This is a genomic window from Rhodococcus sp. NPDC047139, assembly GCF_040643435.1.
GTDB lineage: Bacteria > Actinomycetota > Actinomycetes > Mycobacteriales > Mycobacteriaceae > Rhodococcus.
In genome coordinates this window covers 38,809-61,126 of record NZ_JBEYUH010000005.1, presented here as the reverse complement: position 1 = coordinate 61,126, position 22,318 = coordinate 38,809, and the positions used below count along the sequence as shown (strand labels likewise).

The window sequence follows — 22,318 nt, the reverse complement described above, 5'->3', positions numbered from 1 at the left end:
ACCGATCCGCGATCAGCCACCCGGAGTCGGCGTCGATGTGCTTTCTCCGGCTCCGGGCGCTCGGGCAGGATCGCCCGGTTGCCGGTATTCGGACCCGTAGAAGATCGGCAGTATCCCCTTGACGATGGTCAGGGCAGAGCCTTCGCCGGAAGGCACGGTCGACAGATTCGTGGCGACGACGATCGTCAGGTCGGACTCGGGGTCGTGACCCATGAAGGTCATGAAGCCGGGAAGTTGCCCGTCGTGCCCGAGCAGCGGGCCGAAGCCGGCCATCCCGAGGCCGTAACCTGCGCTTCCCTCACCCACAGGCTGAACGCTGTCGAGTCGGGTCTGCTGCATCTGTTCGTCGAGCAGACCACCGCCGACAAGCGCCTTCACGTAGGTGGTCATGTCGTCGACGGTGGAGATCGCAGCGCCGGCAGTCCACGCCCACGACGGGTTGTCGCCGGTCACGTCGTCGGGTTTCAGGGTCCCCGCGACCGCGGCGGCTTGTTCCTGTTCCGGCAGCTCGTAGGTGTCGATGGTGGAGACGTTCGTGCCGAACATGTAGCCCTGAGGATGCGGATCGGGGATCGAGGCGTCGTCGATCGCGGGAAACGAGGTGTTCTCCAAACCGAGGGGGGTGAAGATGCGCTCTTCGAACGCATCGGCGATCGGCATACCGGTCAGCTCCTCGACGACGAGTCCGAGGAGCACGGTGTTGGTGTTGCTGTATTCGAACTGTTCTCCAGGCGGAAACTCGACCGGGTGGGAAAAGGCGATCTGCAGCAGCTCTTCCTGCGTCCAGGCCTTGTCGGGTTCACGATCGAGTACGGCGTTGAATTCCGGATCGAAGGTGTAGCTGTACAGCCCGCTGCGCATCTCGGCGAGCTGCGCGATCGTGATCGTGTCGCCGTTCGGCACTCCATCGATGTACTTCGATATCGGATCGTCGAGTGACAGTCGTCCTTCCTGCACCAATTGCAGGACGGCGGTGACCGTCATCGTCTTCGTGTTGCTACCGATCCGGAAGTGGTCTCCGGCGTCGATCGGATCATCGGTATCGATGGTGCTCGTGCCGAAAGTGCCGGTCCAGTCGCCGCGTTCGGGCGAGCTGACCTGTATCACCGCGCCGGGAATCGCGTTGTCGCGCATCAGCTGGTCGATGGTCGATTCCACCTCTGCCACGTATTCCGGCCGAGTCTGTTCCGCGGAGGTCTCCGCGGAGGCCGGGGACGGCGCGGAATCTGTCCCGGTGCCGCCCGAACTGCATGCGGAGGCGGCCATCAGGCCCACGGTGAGGATCGACGCTGCGAGTGCCTTCATGAGCCGTCTGCTTTCGGTCGGTGATCCTGGACGAGCCGAGCTATCCGATAGTGTCACAAATCCGGACATTTACCCATGTAGACGTACATTTTTCACCCTCCTCGAAGCCGCACGCCGACACCGGCCGCCGTGTCATCCTGAAACAGGACCGAATCCGTCAGCGGAAGGCCTCATCATGAAGGCACTGGTATTTCACGGACCGGGGAAACGATCGTGGGAGGATGTTCCCGACGCAACAATCCAGGACAGTACCGACGCGATCGTGCGGGTCGACGCGGTCACCATCTGCGGCACCGACCTGCACATACTCGGTGGTGATGTGCCCGAGGTGACCGACGGCCGGATCCTCGGGCACGAGGCTGTCGGTACGGTGGTCGAAGTGGGCGGCGGGGTGCAGACACTCGCACCCGGAGACCGTGTGCTCGTCTCGTGTATCACCGCGTGCGGTACGTGCCGGTTCTGCCACGAGAGCCGGTACGGGCAGTGCCTCAGGGGTGGCGGCTGGATCCTCGGCCACCTGATCGACGGCACCCAGGCCGAGCTGGTTCGAGTTCCGTACGCGGACAACTCGACTCATCGTATTCCCGAAGGTGTGAGCGACGAGCAGATGCTGATGCTCGCCGACATTCTGCCGACCTCCTACGAGGTCGGTGTCCTCAACGGTTGCGTCCGGCCGGCGGACGTCGTCGTCATCATCGGGGCCGGGCCGATCGGGCTCGCGGCGATCCTCGGTGCCAGACTGTTCAGCCCGAGCCACATCGTTGCCGTCGACCTCGCCGACAGCCGACTCGAGGCGGCAAAAGAATTCGGCGCGAACGTGGTCGTCAACAGCGGTCGCGAGGACGTCGCAGCTGTCGTCCGGGATCTCACGGACGGTCTCGGCGCCGACGTCACCATGGAGGCCGTGGGGTACCCCGCGACCTTCGAGCAGGCAGTTGCCCTCGTCAGGCCGTGTGGGCACGTCGCCAATCTCGGCGTACACGGCAAACCTGCGACCCTGCATCTCGAGGACATCTGGATCAAGGACCTCACGATCACGACAGGGCTGGTCGACGCGTACTCCACGCCCACATTGATCGGATTGGTGAGCAGCGGCAAGCTCGACACGTCGCCGATGATCACGCACCGGTTCTCCCTCGACGAGTTCGAGCAGGCCTACGACGTGTTCTCACGTGCCGGTGAGACCGGTGCGCTGAAAATTCTCCTCACCGCAGGTTCGTAACGGGCGCGACGTTCATTCCTGCCTGTTCGCGACGTCGAGAAGCTGCTGGATTCGCTCCGGGGTGACCCCCGGGGCGAATCCGGCGATGCGGCCGAGAGGCATCGACGCCGCCATCTTCAGAGCGTTCTCGTCGATTGCGAGATCACCTCCCGTCGGGCCGAAGGCCTGCAGGACGATCTCGGCTGCGACGGGATTCTCGAACAACTCCCCGAGGGACGACTCCATCGTCAGCGGAACCCTCACCGCGTCGCCCTTCACGTCGATGGCGAGGCTATGCCGGATGGCGCGACTCGACGCGCCGATGTCGATGCTGTACGTACCGCCTTCGACCACCCAGGAGTCCACGCGGGTGTCCCAGTAGGTAAGGTCGTCGCGGCGCACGATCACGGCGACACGACGCGATTCTCCCGGCTCCAGGCGAACTTTGGTGAATCCCTTCAACTCGCGCGGTGCCCGGGTCACCGCTGAGCCGGGTACGCCCACGTACACCTGCACGACCTCCGCGCCCGCGCGCTCACCACTGTTGGTGACGGTGACCTCCACCGTCAGATCGCCGCCGGTTTCCGCTGCGCCGTCGGATTCCGCTGCGGCGTCGGAATATTCGAAGGTCGTGTACGACAGACCGTGACCGAACGGAAAGGACACGTCGAGACGACGCGCGTCGTACCAGCGGTACCCGACGAACAACCCTTCGCCGTAGCGCACATGCCCGTGCTCGCCGGGGAAGTTCGTGTGCGCGGGCGTGTCCTCGAGCCGGATCGGGATCGTTTCCGCGAGACGGCCGCTCGGGTTCACGACTCCGAAGAGAACGTCCGCGACGGCACCGCCCCCGGCCTGCCCGAGCAGCCACCCCTCGACAATCGCGGGGACTCGGTCGGCGAAGCCGCTCAACCGCACGACCCCGCCGTTCGACAACACGACGACGACCTTCTGATTCGCTGCAAGCACCGCGTCGAGCAGCGCGATCTGGACCACCGGCAGGTCGAGATCATCGCGGTCGAAGCCCTCGGATTCGAATTGGGGTGGAACACCGAGGAATACGACGGCGACATCGGCTTCTCCGGCAAGCGTCGCCGCTTCGTTCACCAGACCGGTCGAGTCGGACCCGTCGAGTGTGTAACCGGCGGCGAAGGGAACTTCGCGGCCGGACAGCGAGCGGATCTCGTCGAGCGCGTTGTCGAGGCGCGTCGGTTCGATGCGGGATGAACCTGCACCTTGATAACGCGGTGTACGTGCCAGTTCACCGATCACCACGAGGTTCGTGTCCGCGGCGAGGGGAAGCAGATCGTTCTCGTTCCGGAGCAGGACGACGCTCTGCCCGGCCACCTCTCGCGCGAGAGCATGGTGGGCGTCGGTGTCGAATGTCGCGTCGGGATCGGACGCCTCGACGGCTTTGTGCACCAGTTCGACCACGCGCGTCGCTGCCCGGTCGAGGACCGCCTCGTCGACCGTGCCCGCCTTCACCGCCGCGACGATCTCGGCGTCGGTGCGGCCTCCGGTGGACGGCATCTCGAGGTCCAGGCCGGCGAGGAGGGAGGCCACGCGGTCGTCGACGGCACCCCAATCGCTCACGACCAGGCCCTCGAATCCCCACTCGCCGCGCAGGACGTCGGTCAGCAACCACGGATTACGTGAGGAGTACACACCGTTGATCCGGTTGTACGAGCACATCACCGTCCAGGGTTGTGCCTCCTGTACGACCCGTCGGAAAGCGCGTAGGTAGATCTCCCGCAGTGGCCGGGGATCGATGTCGGCCGAGACCCGCATCCGATCGGTTTCCTGGTTGTTCGCAGCGAAATGCTTCAACGACGCACCGATGCCCTGCGACTGGATGCCGTCGACGATCGCCGCTCCGAGGATGCCGGCGAGCAGTGGATCCTCCGACAAGTACTCGAAGTTCCGGCCGCACAGTGGCGAGCGCTTGATATTGATGCCCGGCCCGAGAAGAACACCGACCCCCAGTGCCCGGGCCTCCACACCCAGCGCCGCGCCGACACGTGTGAGCAACTCCGGGTCGAACGAGCATGCGAGTGCAACAGCCGGTGGAAAGCAGGTGGCGGGCTCGGCCGAATCCAGACCGAGATGGTCTCCGGCGGTGTTCTGCTTCCGCACACCGTGTGGGCCGTCTGTGAACATGATCGAGGGGACGTGCTCGCGGAGAACGGGTTCGGTATGCCAGAAATCGAACCCGCTGGTGAGCGATGCCTTCTCTTCGAGCGTCAGGCGCGCGACGATGTCCGTCGCAGAGCGGTCGGTCATGATGCTCCTTCGACCCGGGGCGGTCCGCTGAACCTTACTCGCGAAGTGAGGGTCCATATCGATCTTGTCGTCCCGCGTGTTACATGGGACGGGTCGGGTGCAGCCTTGTCGGTCGGCAGGTTAAGAATGTCCGATTATCGGTTTTCGTCGGGGGAACGAGAGCGATCGGAGGATGACGTGATCGAAATGCACGCACCCGCGAGGGGGACGGTGGCGTTGCCCCGCGACCACCGGTGGGTGGTGGTGGACGTCGAGACATCGGGTGTGCGCCCGAACGCCCACAGAGTCCTGAGTGTCGCAGCATTGGCGCTGCGTGAGGACGGTTCCGTCGAGCGGGAATTCTCCAGCCTCGTCGATCCCGGTTGCGATCCGGGACCGGTGCACGTCCACAACCTCACTCCCGAACGCCTCGCCGGCGCACCCCGTTTCGAGGACATCGCCGCCGAACTCGCCGACGTCCTCGCCGGTGCCACCATCGTCGCCCACAACGCGTCGTTCGATTACGGGTTCCTCGATGCAGAGTTCAGGCGGGCCGGCATCTCGCTCCCCGCGGAGCAACGGCTGTGCACACTGGCGTTGTCGCGGCGGCTCGAACTCGACGTCCCCAACTACCGCCTGGCCACTCTCGCGCAGCACTGGCAGATTCAGCAGTTGCAGGAGCACGACGCCTACGACGACGCGCGCGTACTGTCCGAGATCTTCCTCCGCAGCGCAGCGATGGCCGACAACCTCCAGTTGCCGCTGCCCGTGGTGAACTGCCGCACCCGCAAGTCGGTCCACCCAGCGTCGGTCCCGCGCGTGCCGTGCCCGTGGAAGAACCCTGGCCGTCTCACCGACGGTCTCGTCCAGGGCATGAAGGTCGTCATCAGTGGGTCCACCGCTACTCCCCGCACGACGCTCGCAAACCGCCTGACCGAAGCCGGGCTCGATGTGATGAACAGTGCGAGCAAGCAGACCAGCGTCGTGGTGTGCAACGACCCGACGGTGCAGACCGCGAAGGTTCGCAAGGCGATGGCCGAAGGCATACCCGTGATCGCCGAGCAACAGCTCGAGGATCTGCTGATGCGGGTGCGGCCCGGCGAACCCAAGGTCGCGACCGTCATCGATATCATCCCGCCGCCCGAACCGCAGGTCGCTGCCGCGCCCGCCCAGCAGAGCCGCGCACTGACCGGGCAGAAGCCGAAGTTGTGGACCGGACGCAAGGTCCTGCTGCTCGGTGGCACACATCTGCAGGCCGTCATGATGCGGTCGCGGCTGACTCAACTCGGTGCCCGTCCGGCCCTGAACTTCACGGCCGCCGTCACCGACGTCCTGGTCCTCGAAGGCGGAGACACGGACAAGCGGATGTCGCGGGTCGCGGCGCGAGAGCTGCCGGTTCTGCGGCCCGGCGATGTGGATGCCGCGCTACAGGACGGAGTCGTTCCCGCGCACATGCGTGTGGAGTCGCGGCTGACGGCACCGGTGCTGTCTCGTGGTGAGGTGATCGACCTGCCATCGGACGGTGACCGCTGGGCGGTGAACGTCGCGTGGAAGGCCGAAGCGGCCGGAGACGAATTCGATCTCGACGTCGTTGCCTTTCTTCTCGGTGCCGACGAGAAGGTCGATACCGATGAGGATTTCGTCTTCTACAACAATCCGCTCTATGACGACGGCGTCGTCGAGCTGACGATCGACGGCAGCAGTGAGCACTGCATCCGGGTCGACCTCGCGGCGCTTCCCGGCGAATGCGAACGCATCGCCATTGCCGCCGCGATCGACGGCCACCGCACCTTCGGTGAACTCGGAGCGGTGTCGGTCGGCGTCGACAGCGAGGGCGGCACTGCCGCGACGTTCGTGCTCGACGCCGGGACCACCGAACGGACGATGGTGCTCGCCGAGATCTACCGCCGCTCCGGCAAATGGCGGTTGCGCGCGGTGGGGCAGGGATACGACGACGACCTCGCGGCCCTCGCACGTCGCTACGGGGTGGATGTCGATGAATAACGTGGCGGGGGAGCAGTCGTGAGTATCCGAATTCCGGAGCAGCCTCGGTTCGCGCACGCGACAGAGGAAATCGTATGGCAGGCTCTTGCCGAGCAACTCGGTCCGAACGACCTCGTCGTGGCCAACCAGCGCGTCACCGATCACGACAAGGACCACGAGATCGACTTCGTCGTCGCGCTCGAGGGGTACGGAGTGATCTGCCTCGAGGTCAAAGGCGGCGAGGTTTGGTGCGCGGACGGCAATTGGTACCAGCATCATCGCTCGGGTCCCGCCGTCATAGAACCGGTCGAACAGGTGAGAGGCGCCATGTACGCCCTGCGCCGGTTCGTCGACAAGGACCCGCGGTGGACGTCGGGGCATGTGCGATGGGATCACGTCGTCGTCTTTCCCAACAGCAGTTTCTCTGCCGAATTCGCTCTCCCGGACTGCCCGCGCTGGAAGGTCGTCGACCGCGACGACATCGAGAAGGTTGTTTCGATGCTCATGCGGGTTCTCGTCGAACAGCAGGTGGCGAAGACGGGAATCGATGCCGACGGGATCGCCGAACTCGCCGAGGTGCTGTCCGGTCGCGGCATGCCGCAACGCGACGTCGTCGCGCGGGCGCTCGAGAACGAGGACACGTGCGACGTGCTGACCGCTCAGCAGGCGCTCATCCTCGATGCGACGAGGTTGCTTCCTCGCGTCGAGGTGCGCGGTGGTGCCGGTAGCGGCAAGACCTTCCTCGCCCTCGAGAAGGCGCGTCGGCTCACCAAGCACGGCAAGCGCGTTGCACTGCTCTGCTATTCGCACGGGCTCGCTTCTTATCTGGAGCGGATCACCTCGACGTGGCCGCGCAAGCACCGACCCGCCTACGTCGGTGAGTTCCACGAACTCGGCAGAATCTGGGGTGCACCGGAGGGGCCGCCCGAGAGCCTGCGCAACGAGCAGACCGTGCAGTTCTGGGAGCACGACCTCCCTGCTCGCATGGCCGAACTCGCCGCCGAACTTCCCGACAAGAAGCGATTCGACGCAATCGTCGTCGACGAAGCGCAAGACTTCGCAGACGACTGGTGGCGGCCCGTCCTCGCTGCTCTGCGCGACGAGGACGAAGGGGAGATCTACGTCTTCAGCGACGAAGGGCAGCGCGTCTTCGACCGAGAGGGTGTGCCACCTGTCGACCTGGTGCCGCTGGTACTCGATCAGAACATGCGCAACACCAGGCAGATCGCCGACTCGTTCATTCCGCTCGTCGGCCAGCGGATGCGTCTGCTCGGCGGCGACGGTCCCGAAGTTCGCTTCGTGCCTTGCCTTTCCGAAGATGCGTTGGACAGGGCGGACGACGCGATCGACGAACTCCTCGACGAAGGCTGGCGTCCCGAGGACGTCGCACTGCTGGCGACGGGCAGCCGTCACCCCGAGCAGGTCGAGCGTCAGGCTGCCGGCCCGAAGGCGTACTGGGAGAGCTTCTGGGACACCGACCAGGTGTTCTACGGGCACGTGCTCGGCTTCAAAGGCCTCGAACGACGGGCAGTGGTCCTCGCCCTGAACGAGAAGAAACCACAGGACCGCTCGCGTGAGCGTCTGTACGTCGGTTTGTCGCGGGCGCGGGATCAGCTGATCGTCTGCGGCGATCCCCACTTCATCCGCGAGGTGGGAGGAGAGGATCTGCTCGAGCGTCTGGGCGCAATCTGACTGCGCCCCTGTCTCTTCCAGTCCTCTTCTTCAGTCATCCGCGCCCGCAGTTGCGTGCGCGGATGACTGATTTCCGTACGGTTGTTCCGAGTCGAGAGTGTCGAGCTGTCGTGCCCAGTCGAACTCGGTGTCGAGGAACGCTTCGCCGCCGGTGGCGAAGGCGTCGCGGAGTTGCTTCAAGGCTTTGCTGAATTGTTCGATGCGTTCCACGGCTGACTCCGGTGTTCCTGAAGCTTTGCGCCGATAACCCGCAGCCAGTTGCTGCGCGGATTCAAAGTCGCCGAAGCCGTGAGTTGCCTGAAGCCGAGAAGCAGTCCGCGAGGAGTTCTCGAACTCGGCCAGCATGATCTCGCAGACCCGCAGGATCTCCTCAATGACATGTGGTTCGAGTCTGACGGAGTTCGGCATATGGTCTTGCTCCTTCCATCTCACCGGGGGAGATATTGCTCGATTGACGCGACCAACTCATCCATGCCTGAGCACCATTCGTCTTGAGGCGCTGGCTCGACCGAATCCGTGTAGTACAGGCGGTTGAACAGCACTATTCCGAACTCCGTCTGCAGTACATAGGTGCATTCGTTATTGCCGCTCGGGCCGACCTCCCGTAACCCCGCTCTGTCGCGGACAGTGATCGGGGACGCGACGTGCCCGTTCTTTGCGAGTTCTTCGTCAAGGGTGACGTTCCCGGACAGGATGTTGAGTCCGTAACCGCGACGCACACCCGGGACATAGTCCCGCTTGTCGTAGGCACAGCCGAGGAAGGTGTACGACCCCATCGGCATATCCGCGACTTCCTTCTTCCCCGCGTCGTACCCGGCGGCGGTCATGATGTCGTCGGGGATGTCGTAGCAGGGGTCGAAGGTGACGGGTGGCCTGCCGGAGTCATCTGTGATGCGGGGCGTGCGGGTCGTTGTTGTGGTCGCCTCGCCAGTGGCTTCGGTTTCCTCCGCGGAAGTCGGACTGCATGCTGTCACCGCCGCGGCGACGGCTGCGAGCGCCACGATTCTCCACCCACCCATGCGACCCCCCGATCGATCGTTGCGCCGACGCTAGCACAGGGTCACTCTCGGGGAGCGCCGCTGGTCGTAAGGGCAATCGGCGGTGCGCTTTCCGCTGATCCCTGGTGCCGGCGAGGGTGTTCCCAGCCGATCTTCGTGCCCCGTATCGGTCTCTCTCATCCGCATACGAAGTTGCTACACGCGCGTGCCGGAGCGTGACTGGATGGCGGTTTCGCGTGTGGGTAGAAGTTCGGTGCGTCACGACGGGTTGTCGGGATCGATTACGTCGAGTTGACGTGCCCAGTCGAACTCGGTGTCGAGGAAGGCTTGGCCTCCGGTCGCGAAGGCGTCGCGGAGCTGGGTGAGGGCTTCTATGAATTGCTCCACGCGTTCCTTGGCTGACTCCGGAGTCCCAGCGGCTTTGCGGCGGTAACCGGCAGCGAGTTGCTGGGCGGAGTCGAAGTCCCCGAATCCGTGAGTAGCGCTCAGACCGTCGGCGGTTCGCCTTGTGCTTCGCAGCTCGGCCAGCATGACATTGCATATCCTGACTATCTCGTCGACCACATCCGGTTCGAGCCTTACGAAGTCGGGCATGCATCCTCCCAGTCTTGCTCAGTCCTGTATGAAGGTTTCGATTGCGGATACGGTTTGCTCGAATCCGTTGCACCATTCGGACTGTGGCACCGGTCCTGGATGGTCCTTCTGATAGAGCCTGCTCAAAATCACTATTCCGAAGTCAGTTTCGAGCACGTACCTGCATGTTTCTACGTTTTTCGGACCGACTTCAAGGAGGGCCGGTCGGCCGTTGATGGAGGCGGTAGCGGCGATATCTCGGTTCTTTTCCAGCTCCTCGTCGAGCGAGACATTCCCGGCCATGACCAGTAGGTCATACCGCGCCAGGACGCCGGGGGTGCTGATCGTGCCCTCATATGCGCAGCCGAGGAAGGTGTACGACCCCATCGGCATATCCGCGACTTCCTTCTTCGCCGCGTCGTACCCGGCGGCGGTCATGATGTCGTCGGGAATGTCGTAGCAGGGGTCGAAGGTGACCGGTGGCCTGCCGGAATCGTCGGTGATGCGCGGCGTGCGGGTCATGGTCGTCGCCGCCTCGTTCTCCGCATCGACTTCGCCCGCCGAACCCGGGCTGCACCCCGTCACCATGACCGCGACGGCTGCGAGCGCCACGATTCCCCGCTTACCCATGCGACCCCCCGATCGATAGTCGGGCAGACGCTAACACAACCGCCGGACGGGACCGTCTGGCTTGCGAGATTGCTGTGCACACCTGTCACAGCCGAAGCGGATGGTGATTCGGCGCGCGGATGGAAGCGTCTCCCAGGACGTCACCCCTGCTCGGCCTGGCGCCAGAAGGCGGGCAGCTCGACGCTCAGTCGATCCTTTGCCTGCATGGGAAGCGAGTGGGTGGTATCCGGGAATACCGCGACATCCATGTCTGCAAGGCGTCGCGCCCGTGCAACGGCCTTCTCGCCGCCTGCGATCGAATCACGTTCCGCGATAGCAACATAGGTGGGCATCCTCAGCGTGGACAGCTCGTCGTCGTCCAACGGGGATGGGGTGGGCAGCGCGGCAGCGTAGTGTCGCGTTCCTTCCGAGATCATCCTTGCGATGGGGTCGTCGGGGTCGTAGTCGTCGACACCCCCGATCTTTCCGAGTGCTGTGTTCCTCCAGCCGTCGGGCAGGCCCGGCAGCGACGACATCGATGCCCAGAACAGCATTCGAGCAGGGGGATAGGCGAAGGTGAGCACCGGTTCGAGGAGAGTCAGCGAGCGGACGTTGTCGGGGAAACGTTTCGCGTACGCCACCGCGCTGGCGCCGCCGAAGGAATGCCCGACGATGTGAGCTTTCCCTGCTCCGAGTTGCCGGAGCGCCTCATCTATCCACACGGCCTGGTCGCCGACGGAGGTCAGCGGTGTCCCCTGGACGGACAGTCCGACGTCGCCGAGCGCGTCGAACGCGATGACGTGGCGGTGGGGGAGGAAGCCGGGTAGGTTCTCACTCCACATCGGCACACCCGACGACCGGCCCGGAACAAGAACCACGGGAAGGGTGTCGGCGGTGTGAGGAGAGGTCCACTCGTAGGCGCGGACCGTACCGAATCGGGTGATGACGTCGTGGATGTCGGTCGGTGGCGGAAGGGTGGACATCGCCCGGTCGTAGGCGGCAAGGTAGCTGTCCCGCCCGCCGGCGCTTCGGAAGTGACCGACGCCCGGTGTACCGAAGAAGAACTCGTAGACAGCCAGGATGCCGACGGCGGCGAACGTCGCGACCAGCGTCAGGCCGGTGCGTCGAACGGTTCTGCGTATTCGTCCGGGTGGGGAAGCTCGAGGGGTTATGAGGGGGGCCCTGACCGTCGCGGTTTGCAATACGTTCATATTGTATCGTCGGGACATGCCGAAAGTCATCGATCATGCGCAACGCCGCCGGGAGATCGTCTGGGCGCTGTGGTCGGTCATCCACGAACGAGGGATCGACGGCGTCACCTTCCAAGCGGTCGCAACGGCAGGCGGGATATCGGTCGGCAGGATCCAGCACTACTTCGAGTCCAAAGAAGAACTGATCCGCTCGGGCGCCGAACACATGGTGGCCGAGGCCGAAAAGCACTACCGCCGCAACGAAACGTCGTCCGACCCTCAGGCCGAACTCGTCGCACTCCTCACGCAACCCCTGCCCACGAACGAGGCAGGACGCATGGGTGTGTCGGTGTGGTACGCCTACCTCGCCAAGGCTGCGAGCGACCCCTGGATCCGATCGTTCCTGGAGGAGTCGACCCGGGGGACTGTCGGCGAAACTCGGCGACTTCTCGAGGAGGCCGGCGTGCCGCCCGAGAGTGCACCGGCGCAGGCCCTGCGGCTCGTCGCGGTGAGCAACGGCGTGACGCAGTCCCTGCTCGTCGGACTCACGGATCCGGACGAGGGCGTCGCGCTGGTCACCGCAGAAGTCGACCGCGCGATCGGCTGACGACGGCAAGGTTCCCGACGTAGCGTCGTGACAACAGTGATTGCCGCGCAACGCAACGGGCTACCCACCCGGGTAACACCGGAAGCATCGCAGTCGGGAGGCACGTTCATGAGCGACGACAGTTTCGGCGCACGCGACACCCTGAAGGTCGACGACACCGACTACCGGATCTACCGCATCGACAAGGTCCCGGGCTCGGAGCGACTGCCTTACAGCCTCAAAGTTCTGCTCGAGAACCTGCTGCGTACCGAGGACGGGCGGCTCGTCACCCGAGAACAGATCGAAGCGGTCGCGGGATGGGATCCGAAGTCCACCCACAACCCGGAGATCCAGTTCTCCCCGGCGCGCGTCCTCATGCAGGATTTCACCGGTGTGCCGTGCGTCGTCGACCTGGTCGCAATGCGCGATGCCATGACCGAGCAGAGCGGCGACCCGAAGCGCATCAACCCGCTGATCCCCACCGAACTCGTCATCGACCACTCGGTGATCGCCGACGTCTTCGGCAGCAAGGACGCCTTCCGGATCAACACCGACCTCGAGTTCCAGCGCAACCGTGAACGCTACGAGCTGCTGCGGTGGGCGCAGGGCGCATTCGACGACTTCAAGGTGGTTCCTCCCGGCACCGGCATCTGCCACCAGGTCAACCTCGAGTACCTGGCCCGCGTCGTGTTCACCCGCGAAAACGGGGACGGAGAGTTCGTCGCCTATCCCGACTCGCTCGTCGGAACCGACTCGCACACCCCCATGGTCAACGGCCTCGGCGTGGTGGGCTGGGGCGTCGGCGGTATCGAGGCCGAGGCGGCGATGCTCGGCCAGCCCGCCTCGATGCTGATTCCCCAGGTCGTCGGATTCAAGCTCACGGGAGAGCTGAAGGAAGGGACGACGGCGACCGACCTCGTGCTCACCGTCGCCGAGAAGCTCCGCAAGACCGGCGTAGTGGGAAAGTTCGTCGAGTTCTTCGGTCCCGGCATCGCGAACGTTCCGCTCGCCAACCGCGCGACCATCGGCAACATGAGCCCCGAATACGGCTCGACGATCTCGATCTTCCCGATCGACGACGTCACCCTCGACTACCTGCGCCTGACGGGCCGCGACGACCACCGGATCCGTCTGGTCGAGGCGTATGCCAAAGAGCAGGGCATGTGGCACGACCCGGATCGCGAACCCGAGTACAGCGAGGTCGTCGAGCTGGATCTGTCGACCGTCCGCCCGTCCATTGCCGGCCCGAAGCGACCGCAGGACCGCATTCCCGTTGCCCTCGCACCCACGGCTGTCACCTCGCTGCTCAACGGTGAGGAGGTGCCCGACGTCGTCTCGCGCGTCCAGGACTCGGGCGTCGACGAGGGCGTGCTCGAATCGTTTCCCGCCAGCGACCCGGTGTCGGTGCGCAGCGAGGACTCCCGCGACGAGCCGCGCGACCCGGTGCCCGACGAGGCCGACACCTCGGCACCGCCGTCGAAGAAGGCCCTGGTGCGCATCGGCGATGGTGACGAGTTCGCACTCGACAACGGTCACGTGGTGATCGCGGCGATCACATCGTGCACGAATACGTCGAACCCGTCGGTGATGATCGGTGCGGCGCTGCTCGCCAAGAAGGCCGTCGAGAAGGGGCTGCGCAGCAAGCCGTGGGTGAAGACCACCCTGGCACCCGGCTCCCGGATCGTCACCGACTACTACGAGCGTTCGGGCCTGATGCCCTATCTCGACAAGCTCGGATTCAATCTCGTCGGGTACGGCTGTACGACCTGCATCGGCAACTCCGGCCCGCTTCCCGACGAGATCGCCGCTGCGATCGACGAGCACGACATCAACGTCTCGGCTGTGCTGTCGGGCAACCGCAACTTCGAAGGCCGCATCCACCCGCAGACGAAGATGAACTTCCTGGCGTCGCCGCCGCTGGTCATCGCGTATGCGCTGGCCGGGTCGATGCTCGTCGACCTCTTCGAGGATCCGCTCGGTACCGACACCGAAGGCAACGAGGTCTATCTGCGCGACATCTGGCCGACCACCCAGGAGATCCAGGAGGTCATCGACGACGCCGTTCGGGCGGAGATGTTCGAGGCGGGCTATCAGGACGTCTACACCGGCGACGAGACGTGGCGGAACCTCGACGTGCCCGACAGCGAGGTCTTCGAGTGGAAGGACGAGTCGACGTACGTGCGGCGGCCCCCCTACTTCGAAAGCATGTCTCCGGAACCAGCACCGCCGAAGGACATCGAAGGTGCCCGCGTGCTGGCACTGCTCGGCGACTCGGTGACCACCGACCACATCTCGCCGGCCGGGTCCATCCGCCGTGACAGCCCCGCCGGCCGCTATCTGCAGGAGCACGGCGTCGCCCAGTCCGACTTCAATTCGTACGGATCGCGGCGCGGCAACCACGAGGTGATGATCCGCGGCACCTTCGCGAACATCAGGCTGCGCAATCAGCTCGTGCCGGACGTCGAAGGCGGTGTCACCCGCTATCTTCCGACCGGCGAGCAGATGAGCATCTACGACGCCGCGCAGAAGTACGCGGAGGACGGCACCCCGCTCGTCGTCCTCGCCGGCGCGGAATACGGATCGGGCTCGTCGCGCGACTGGGCCGCCAAAGGCACACTGCTGCTGGGGGTACGGGCGGTGATCGCACAGTCGTACGAGCGCATCCACCGCTCCAATCTGATCGGCATGGGTGTGCTGCCGCTGCAGTTCCCGGAGGGTGAATCGGCGCAGAGCCTCGGACTGACGGGGGAAGAGGAGTTCACCATCACGGGCCTGGCGGAGAGCGACGACATCCCCGAGACCGTGCGAGTACGGGCGGGCGACAAGGAGTTCGACGCGACGGTGCGCATCGACACTCCGGCCGAAGCCGAATACTTCCGGCACGGGGGCATTCTGAAATACGTGCTGAGGCAGCTCGCGAAATAGGGTCGGCCACTAATGCGCCGCCAACCCCCGTTCGGCTGCGGCGGTGCGCACCGCGTCGATCACCAGCTGCAGCGGCGGCCGGTCCGCAGCCGTGCCCCGATGGGCGATCGAAATCGTCCGGATGAGCGGCTCGGTCAATGCCACCACCTCGACGCCGGGCGGACTCAACGTCAGGCCGAGGTCGGAGACGAGAGTGACGCCCAGGCCGGCGGCAACCATGGACAGCGCCGTCGCCTGCTCGCCGACCTCGTGATTGATCCGGGGCTCGAATCCCGCCCGCTGACAGGCCAGGCTCACCGCGCGTCCGAAGTGTGAATTGGGGCCTGCCAGAACCCAGGGGTGCTCGGCGAGGTCGGCGAGCGCGATGGTGCCGGCCGGTACCGTCCCGGGCGGCACCGCTGCGTGCAGTCGCTCCACGGCGATCACCACCTGCGTCAGCTCCGGATCCCACAGCATCGGGTAACCGGAATATTCGATTACGAACGAGAAATCCAGCGAGCCGTCGCGCACCGCGCCGGCGGTGTCTTCGGGGGCGAGTTCCTTCGTCCGAACCTCGATGCCGGGGTGTTCGGCGGCCAGCAGTGCCAGAGCGCTCGGTATCAGGGTCGATGCGACGGAGGCCCATACACCGACGGTCAGGCGCGCCGTCACACCGTCGCGTGTCCGCTCGAGTGCGGTGGTCGCGCGTTCCACCGAGTGCAGGATCTCCTCGGCGTGTTCGGCGAGCAGCACACCGGCTTCCGTCAATTGGACTCGACGTCCACGCCGTTCGAAAAGCTTTGCACCCACGTCACGTTCGAGCTGAGTGAGCTGTTGCGATACCGCCGACGTGGTGTAGTGAAGGGCCTGCGCGGCGGCGGTCACGGTGCCTCGGAGATACAACTCCCGAAGCATCCGCAAGCGGCGCAAGGACAGCTCCATGCCGTCAGAGTAGGCATCGCGCACCGCCCGCGCGACCGCTGGCGGGCCGTGCTGTGTAGAAACCGTGAACGCGAACCTTCGAGTTTCGTAACTGGACGCCTCGTTGCCGACACATGCAGGCTGGCGTCACCGGCCGAATCGATACAGCAACGAGGGGCTCTGACGAACGGGGGACCGCACGTGACCATGATGACCGAACGCCTCGAAGCCCTGAGCGCCCGCAAGGACGAACCCTTCATGCGGCTGACCTGGACGGATCCGCAGACAGGTGCGCACGGCTTCCTCGTCGTCCACACCCTCGTGTCCGATCTGGCGACCGGCGGGACCCGCATGCGGGCGGGTTGCACGATGTCGGAGGTCGAGGACCTCGCGCGGGGAATGGCGGCGAAGACGGCAGTGTTCGACCTGCCCGTAGGAGGCGCGAAGGGCGGTATCGACTTCGATCGCAAGGATCCTCGTGCGGTCGGTGTGCTGCAGCGGTTCTGCCAGGCGATGCGTCCGTGGCTGGACGCGCACTGGGTGACGGCGGAGGATCTGGGCGTTCCCCAGCACCTCCTCGACGAGGTGTTCGAAAGACTCGGCCTGCACCAGTCGTTCCATGCCGCGATCTGCCGGGCAGCAGATCCGTCGAGCACACTGCACCGGGTGCGGGCGTCCATGAACGCTCCGGTGCCCGGTGGATTCCTGCTCGGCGACGTGATCGGTGGTTACGGGGTCGCGCACGCCTGCATCGCCACCGCGAACGCGTATGGATGGGCCCCGGCGCAGGCCACCGTCGCCATTCAGGGAATCGGGACGATGGGAGGCGGTGCCGCCTGGTACCTGCACGAAGCAGGCATGCGGGTGGTAGCCGTCGCCGACGCAGCAGGAACACTGTATTGCCCTGATGGGCTGGATGTTCCGGCACTGCTCGATCTACGGGACGGTTACGGGGAGATCGATCGTTCCCGCCTCCCGGACGGTGTGGAGCAGCTACCGCGCGAGGCGATAATCGCCGCCCCGGCAGACATATTCGTACCCGCAGCCATCTCCTATGCGATCACGATGGAGAACGTGGACCGGATCGGCGCGAGAGCTGTGGTCGAAGCCGCGAATTCGGCGACGACACCGGACGCCGAAGCGGTGCTGACCGGCCGCGGCATCCCGGTGATCCCGGATTTCGTCGCCAATGCCGGAGCGGTCGCGTGGGCGTGGTGGGTTCTGCTGGGATGGGTCGGCACCGACCCGGAGGACTCGTTCCGGCGGCTGCGCACCGAGATGCTCGCGAAGGTCACCTTGCTCGTCGAGCGCTGGGCGCTGGACGGAGTGCCACCGCGGCAGACGGCCCGGGAACTCGGCGCGACCAATCACTCCCTGCCGTTGCCGCGCACGGTCACCATCCCCTGACGCTTCGAAGCCGGACGCTCACCACGCAGGTCAGCGCAGTGACGTCGAGGTGCGGGCGGGATGCCGCCGGGCGTCATGTGGGACCGGAAACGGGCATGTCGATCAGAACTTCTAAGGTGGACATGCCCGTTTCCGTCGGCGGGCGGAAGGACGTCCGCAGGGATGAGTGGAGTGCGCTTGGAGTCGGGGGAGAGCGAACCTGAACTGAGGGATCGCGTGCAGCGCCTGCTCGCCTTCTTGGCGGAGCTCGTCAAAGCCCGCAGCGCCCCCGTCCGGATCGTCGACAAACACCGGGCAGTGATGTCCCTCGACGACGGAAACATCGGGGCCGGTCTGAGAGCCCACGCCTCCGCGGGCGACGTCGTTCTGCGTGCGCGCCGCGTTCGGCTCGAAGACCCGCCGCGCCCGTCCGAGCCGCTCGCGAAGTATGTGCGCGGAGACATCGGGGACTCCGCCGTGGAGCCCGTACTCGACCCGCAGGCGTCCGGCATCGTCGACGGCTTCGACGCCTGGCTCACGGAATGGCGGGCATGGGCGCTCGTCGACCGCGAACGACGAGCCGCATCGCAGCTGTACAGCTTCTTGCAGCGAGCGATGCTGGACCTCGAGGACCAACCGGAATCGCTGGAGCTCGTCGTCGCGTCGGGCTTGCTGCATCTGTCCGAGGGGATTGCGGGCGCGCGGGTTCGCACTCACCTGATCACGCAATCCGCGATCATCGAGCGTCATGGCGACTCCGGCGACCTGGTGGTCCGGTTGAATCCCGACGCCGGTCCGTCACTGGAGGACTCCCAGCTCCTCACCGGACTGGAGGTATTCGACCCGTCGAGTATCCGTGAGCTGCACGATTCTCTGGTCACCCAGGTCGCGTCGCCTCTCGATCCCGCTGCCCGGTCGTTCCTGAAGAACTGGGCCGGCCGTGCGCTCACCGTGCGCGTCGAGGTCGTCGACCATGTCGAGGAGGCATCCTCGCCGGACGCCTTCGTGACACCCTCGCCCGCACTCGTGCTGCGTAAACGCGGCGCTCACGCGCTCATCGAGTACTACCAGCGCATGGCCGAGGCCGCCGCCGACGAGTCGAACCCGGTACCGCTCGGTCTGGCGCAGCTCGTCGAGGCCATCGAGCCGGCCGACCGGGTCGCATGGCTCGACCGCATCGGCACACCGTCGGCTCCCTTCACCGGTGAGCAGTTGCTCCCGCTGCCCGCGAACGAAGAGCAGCGCGACATCATCGACCGGCTCGCCGGCGACAGCGGCGTCGTGGTCGAAGGTCCTCCGGGCACGGGTAAGACCCACACCATCGCCAATATCGTGTCCGCGCTGCTCGCGCGTGGCCAGCGTGTGCTGGTCACCAGCGAGAAAGCGCAGGCACTGCGTGTGCTGCGCGACAAGCTTCCGCCCGAACTGCAAGAACTGTGCGTGGCCGTGACCGATCCGGCGCACGGCGGAACTGTCGAGCTCACCCGCAGCGTCAGTGAAATCGCCATTCGCAAGGCACAATTCAACGTGCGGCGCGCACAGGAACGCATCGACGAGCTCACCGCGCAACGTAACGACGCGCTGACCCGCCGCGCGACGTTGATGGAACAGATCCGGCAGACGCGAGCGGACGAGGCGGCGGTCCACGCCGAGGTTGCAGTCGGTTACGAGGGGACGGCCGCGTCGATCGTCCGTCGGGTCCGCGCACACGAATCCAAGTACGGATGGCTGCCCGCCCCGCTCCTCACCGACACCCCACCACTGACGGTCGACGAACTCGTCACCCTCCATGCTCTCCATCAGCGGTCGAGCGTCGAACGTGCGCGTCGCCGGCACCAGCGGTTCCCGGAGCTGTCCCTGCCCACCCAGAGGGAAGTGCAGTACGCATGCGCGGCCGTCTCACAAGCGCCGAACGACACGGCGAACAGCGAGATGCAGGGAGTGCTGCGCGTGCTCGAGGGCGCGTCGCTGGAGGCACTGGCCCGCATCCGCGACCTGTGCCAGCAACTGCAGGGCGCTCTCGAGGACGCAGACCGGCTCGACCCCCGAGTTCAGCGTGTGGCAGACGACGTCCTGTCGGGGAGGGCGCAACATCTGTGGGGCAAGACCGCCGAACTCGCGGGGCTGGTGCAAGCAGCACGCGACGCCGATCGCGTCGTCGGAGCCAGCTCGGTCGAGACTCCGGTAACGGGACAGCTCGCCTTCGAGGCGTACGACGCGCTCGCTCGCAAGCTGGAGGCGGGCGACACGTGGCGCACCGGTTTCGGCCGGTTCCGCAGGAGTGACGAGCAATCTGCAGTCGAAGCGCTCGGTGAGCCGGCGACCGTCGACGGTGTCGCAGCGACCACCGCCCGCACCGCCCGCATCGTCGCCGAACACCTCCGCGCGCTCGAGACGATCCGGGTGGCGGGGGTCATGCTCCGCGATCTCGGCCTCGACATCGAGCTCGACGGATCGCGCAGCCGTGCCGTCGGCACCCTGGCCTTCATCGACCGGGACCGTGCCATCGTCGACAGTCTCGTTGCGCGGGTCCAAGACGTCGAGGCGGCGTTACGCGAGGTCCACCCCGGTGCGCCGCGGATCACGAGTGTCGAACAGGCGCGATCGATCGCGGAGTCGGCGCGGACCATTGCCGCGGCGGGTACCGCGGAAGCGAGCAAGAACTGGCTCGAATCCATCGGCATGTACGTGCGAGGCCAGATCTCCGGAGGAGCGTCGCCCGAAGGGCGCGCCCTCGCACGAGCCTTCCACGACGCCGACTTCGAGGCCATCAACGCGGCCCTGGACGCGTGGGACCGAGCAGTCGGGGAACAACGCGAGGAGCTGGACCTCGTCTCGCTGCACGCGCGCTTGACCGCCGCTGCGCCGGCGCTCGCGCAGGCCATCGCAGAAAACCCGTTGAGTTTGGCATGGCCGACCCGCCTCGCGGACATCGAGGCTGCGTGGGCGTGGCGACGCGCGGACGACTGGGTGCGGCGCTTCCACGAGCGCAGCGACGACGGGCAGTTCGAACGTGAGCTCGATGCCGCCGAACAGGACATCGCGCGATTGACGACCCAGCTTGTCGAGGAGAAGGCGTGGAGCGCGTGTCTCGACCGCACGACCGCCGCACAGGTTCAGGCGCTCCACTCGTACCGCGATCACGTCGCGAGCATCGGCAAGGGAACCGGGCGGTATGCGGAGCGCTATCGAGCTGCGGCGCGGGAGGCGATGCAGGTCGCGCAGGGTGCGGTGCCGGCATGGGTGATGCCCTTGCAGCAGGTGTTGGCTTCGGTACCACCGGAACAGAATTCGTTCGATGTCGTCATCGTCGACGAAGCAAGCCAGGCCGACATCAGCAGTCTGTTCCTGCTGTGGCTCGCGCCGCGAGTGATCGTCGTCGGCGACGACAAACAGTGTGCGCCGAGTGCGGTGTCGCTGGGTGCGCTCGACGCGGTGTTCAGCCGCCTCGATTCGTATCTGCCGGATATTCCGAACTACCTGCGCGACAGCTTCACTCCGCGGTCGAGCATGTTCTCGTTGCTGCGGTCGCGGTTCGGAAGCATCATCCGGTTGCGCGAGCACTTCCGGTCGATGCCGGAGATCATCGCGTGGTCGAGCGACAATTTCTATGCGGACGACCCGCTGGTTCCCATGCGGCAGTACGGATCCGACCGTCTGCCGCCACTGCGCACGACCCTCGTCGAAGGCGGTGCCGTCACGGGGCAGAACTCGACGTTGACGAACCACGTCGAGGCCCGTGCCCTCGTCGACACGCTCGTGAAGTGTGCCGAAGACCCGGCCTACGACGGCAAGACGTTCGGTGTGGTGGTTCTGCAGGGGCAGTCGCAAGTCGACGTCATCCAGAACGAACTGCTGGACCGGCTCACGCCCGACCAGTGGGAGCAGCGCCGACTCCGGGTCGGCACGCCCCCGGATTTCCAGGGCGACGAGCGGAACGTGATGTTCCTGTCGATGGTCGTGGCACCCGAACAGAACATTGCGGCGATGACGAGGACCGAATACCAGCGACGGTTCAACGTTGCCGCGTCGCGTGCTCAGGACCAGTTGTGGTTGTTCCACTCGCGGACGCTCGACACGCTGCGGCGGACCGACCTGCGGTACTCGTTGCTCGCCTATATGCAGTCGACGTCCCCGAGCCCGGCCGAGCCGATGCCCGACAGGGTGACGCGCGACGAGCGGCACGAGGCATTCGACAGTCTCTTCCAGCAGGAAGTGTTCCTCGACATCGTCGAGCGCGGCTATCACGTGAACCCGCGGGTCGAGGTGAACGGTCACTTCATCGACCTGGTGGTCACGGGAGCGACCGGAAAACTGGCTGTCGCATGCGACGACGAGCAATGGCACGCGAGTCCCGACCGGCAGCGCGCCGAGCTCGAGCGGGAACGTGAACTGCACCGGAGTGGGTGGAAGTTCTGGAGGGTCCGCGAATCGGAGTACTACCTCGACCCGGTGGCTGCCACGGCCGGACTCTGGGACGAACTGGGGCGGCGTGGAATCACGCCGGATGGCTCGGATCTCGCCGTGTCCCGATCGGGTCGATCATCGATCGAGTTCCGCAGCGATGGCAGGCCGAATGAGCACCGTGCCGCGGCCGGCGGACATGCTGCGGCAGCAGTCGTCGACGAGATCGCCGAGTTGGGCACTCGGACGGTCACAGGGGAGGGAGACCGACCGGGGGCGGTGCGGCCGAACTGACGAGCCGAAGTTC

15 protein-coding genes are annotated in these 22,318 nt (G+C 65.7%); 7 read left to right on the top strand and 8 right to left on the bottom strand.

Annotation, left to right across the window (positions count from 1 at the left end; genetic code table 11):
• Positions 1-12: 12 nt before the first annotated feature.
• A complete protein-coding gene (locus tag ABZ789_RS07715) occupies positions 13-1,305 on the bottom strand; it encodes a serine hydrolase domain-containing protein (protein WP_358421376.1) in 1,293 nt (430 codons plus the stop codon).
• A 175-nt stretch (positions 1,306-1,480) separates the two neighbouring features.
• Here ABZ789_RS07715 and ABZ789_RS07710 point away from each other — a divergent pair, with 175 nt between their 5' ends.
• Positions 1,481-2,527, top strand: a complete 1,047-nt coding sequence (locus ABZ789_RS07710) for a zinc-dependent alcohol dehydrogenase family protein (protein WP_358421373.1) — start codon at positions 1,481-1,483, stop codon at positions 2,525-2,527.
• Between the two features lie 12 nt (positions 2,528-2,539).
• Here ABZ789_RS07710 and ABZ789_RS07705 read toward each other — a convergent pair whose 3' ends face one another.
• Positions 2,540-4,786, bottom strand: a complete 2,247-nt coding sequence (locus ABZ789_RS07705; RefSeq protein ID WP_358421371.1) for a glycoside hydrolase family 3 C-terminal domain-containing protein — start codon at positions 4,784-4,786, stop codon at positions 2,540-2,542.
• A gap of 186 nt (positions 4,787-4,972) precedes the next feature.
• On the opposite strand from ABZ789_RS07705, the gene ABZ789_RS07700 reads away from it, so the two are divergent.
• Both ABZ789_RS07700 and ABZ789_RS07695 read left to right on the top strand, forming a co-directional pair.
• On the top strand, positions 4,973-6,769 hold the full coding sequence (locus tag ABZ789_RS07700) for a TerD family protein (RefSeq protein ID WP_358422116.1): 1,797 nt from the start codon (positions 4,973-4,975) through the stop codon (positions 6,767-6,769).
• Positions 6,770-6,787: 18 nt separating this feature from the next.
• A complete protein-coding gene (locus ABZ789_RS07695; protein ID WP_358421368.1) occupies positions 6,788-8,440 on the top strand; it encodes an NERD domain-containing protein in 1,653 nt (550 codons plus the stop codon).
• 30 nt (positions 8,441-8,470) lie between these two features.
• Here the strand turns inward: ABZ789_RS07695 and ABZ789_RS07690 are convergent, their stop codons facing one another.
• The 5 genes from ABZ789_RS07690 to ABZ789_RS07670 form a co-directional block, all read right to left on the bottom strand.
• A complete protein-coding gene (locus tag ABZ789_RS07690) occupies positions 8,471-8,848 on the bottom strand; it encodes a hypothetical protein (protein ID WP_358421365.1) in 378 nt (125 codons plus the stop codon).
• A gap of 20 nt (positions 8,849-8,868) precedes the next feature.
• Positions 8,869-9,459, bottom strand: coding sequence for a DUF3558 domain-containing protein (locus ABZ789_RS07685; RefSeq protein ID WP_358421362.1), 591 nt, complete (start codon positions 9,457-9,459; stop codon positions 8,869-8,871).
• A gap of 237 nt (positions 9,460-9,696) precedes the next feature.
• Positions 9,697-10,032: a hypothetical protein gene (locus tag ABZ789_RS07680; RefSeq protein ID WP_358421359.1), complete on the bottom strand. Its 336-nt coding sequence runs from the start codon at positions 10,030-10,032 to the stop codon at positions 9,697-9,699.
• Positions 10,033-10,050: 18 nt separating this feature from the next.
• Complete coding sequence (locus ABZ789_RS07675; RefSeq protein WP_358421356.1) at positions 10,051-10,641, bottom strand: DUF3558 domain-containing protein; 591 nt, start codon at positions 10,639-10,641, stop codon at positions 10,051-10,053.
• A gap of 140 nt (positions 10,642-10,781) precedes the next feature.
• Positions 10,782-11,831, bottom strand: a complete 1,050-nt coding sequence (locus tag ABZ789_RS07670; RefSeq protein ID WP_358421353.1) for an alpha/beta fold hydrolase — start codon at positions 11,829-11,831, stop codon at positions 10,782-10,784.
• A gap of 16 nt (positions 11,832-11,847) precedes the next feature.
• On the opposite strand from ABZ789_RS07670, the gene ABZ789_RS07665 reads away from it, so the two are divergent.
• Both ABZ789_RS07665 and ABZ789_RS07660 read left to right on the top strand, forming a co-directional pair.
• Positions 11,848-12,417, top strand: a complete 570-nt coding sequence (locus tag ABZ789_RS07665) for a TetR/AcrR family transcriptional regulator (RefSeq protein WP_358421350.1) — start codon at positions 11,848-11,850, stop codon at positions 12,415-12,417.
• Positions 12,418-12,525: 108 nt separating this feature from the next.
• The gene (locus ABZ789_RS07660; protein WP_358421347.1) at positions 12,526-15,321 is read left to right on the top strand and encodes an aconitate hydratase; all 2,796 of its coding nucleotides are present in this window, start codon (positions 12,526-12,528) and stop codon (positions 15,319-15,321) included.
• 9 nt (positions 15,322-15,330) lie between these two features.
• Here ABZ789_RS07660 and ABZ789_RS07655 read toward each other — a convergent pair whose 3' ends face one another.
• Positions 15,331-16,242, bottom strand: a complete 912-nt coding sequence (locus tag ABZ789_RS07655) for a LysR substrate-binding domain-containing protein (RefSeq protein ID WP_358421344.1) — start codon at positions 16,240-16,242, stop codon at positions 15,331-15,333.
• A gap of 186 nt (positions 16,243-16,428) precedes the next feature.
• On the opposite strand from ABZ789_RS07655, the gene ABZ789_RS07650 reads away from it, so the two are divergent.
• Both ABZ789_RS07650 and ABZ789_RS07645 read left to right on the top strand, forming a co-directional pair.
• A complete protein-coding gene (locus ABZ789_RS07650; protein ID WP_358422113.1) occupies positions 16,429-17,628 on the top strand; it encodes a Glu/Leu/Phe/Val dehydrogenase dimerization domain-containing protein in 1,200 nt (399 codons plus the stop codon).
• 162 nt (positions 17,629-17,790) lie between these two features.
• Positions 17,791-22,305 carry an AAA domain-containing protein gene (locus tag ABZ789_RS07645; protein WP_358421341.1) on the top strand — a complete coding sequence of 1,505 codons (4,515 nt, stop codon included), beginning with the start codon at positions 17,791-17,793 and terminating at the stop codon, positions 22,303-22,305.
• Positions 22,306-22,318 lie beyond the last annotated feature (13 nt).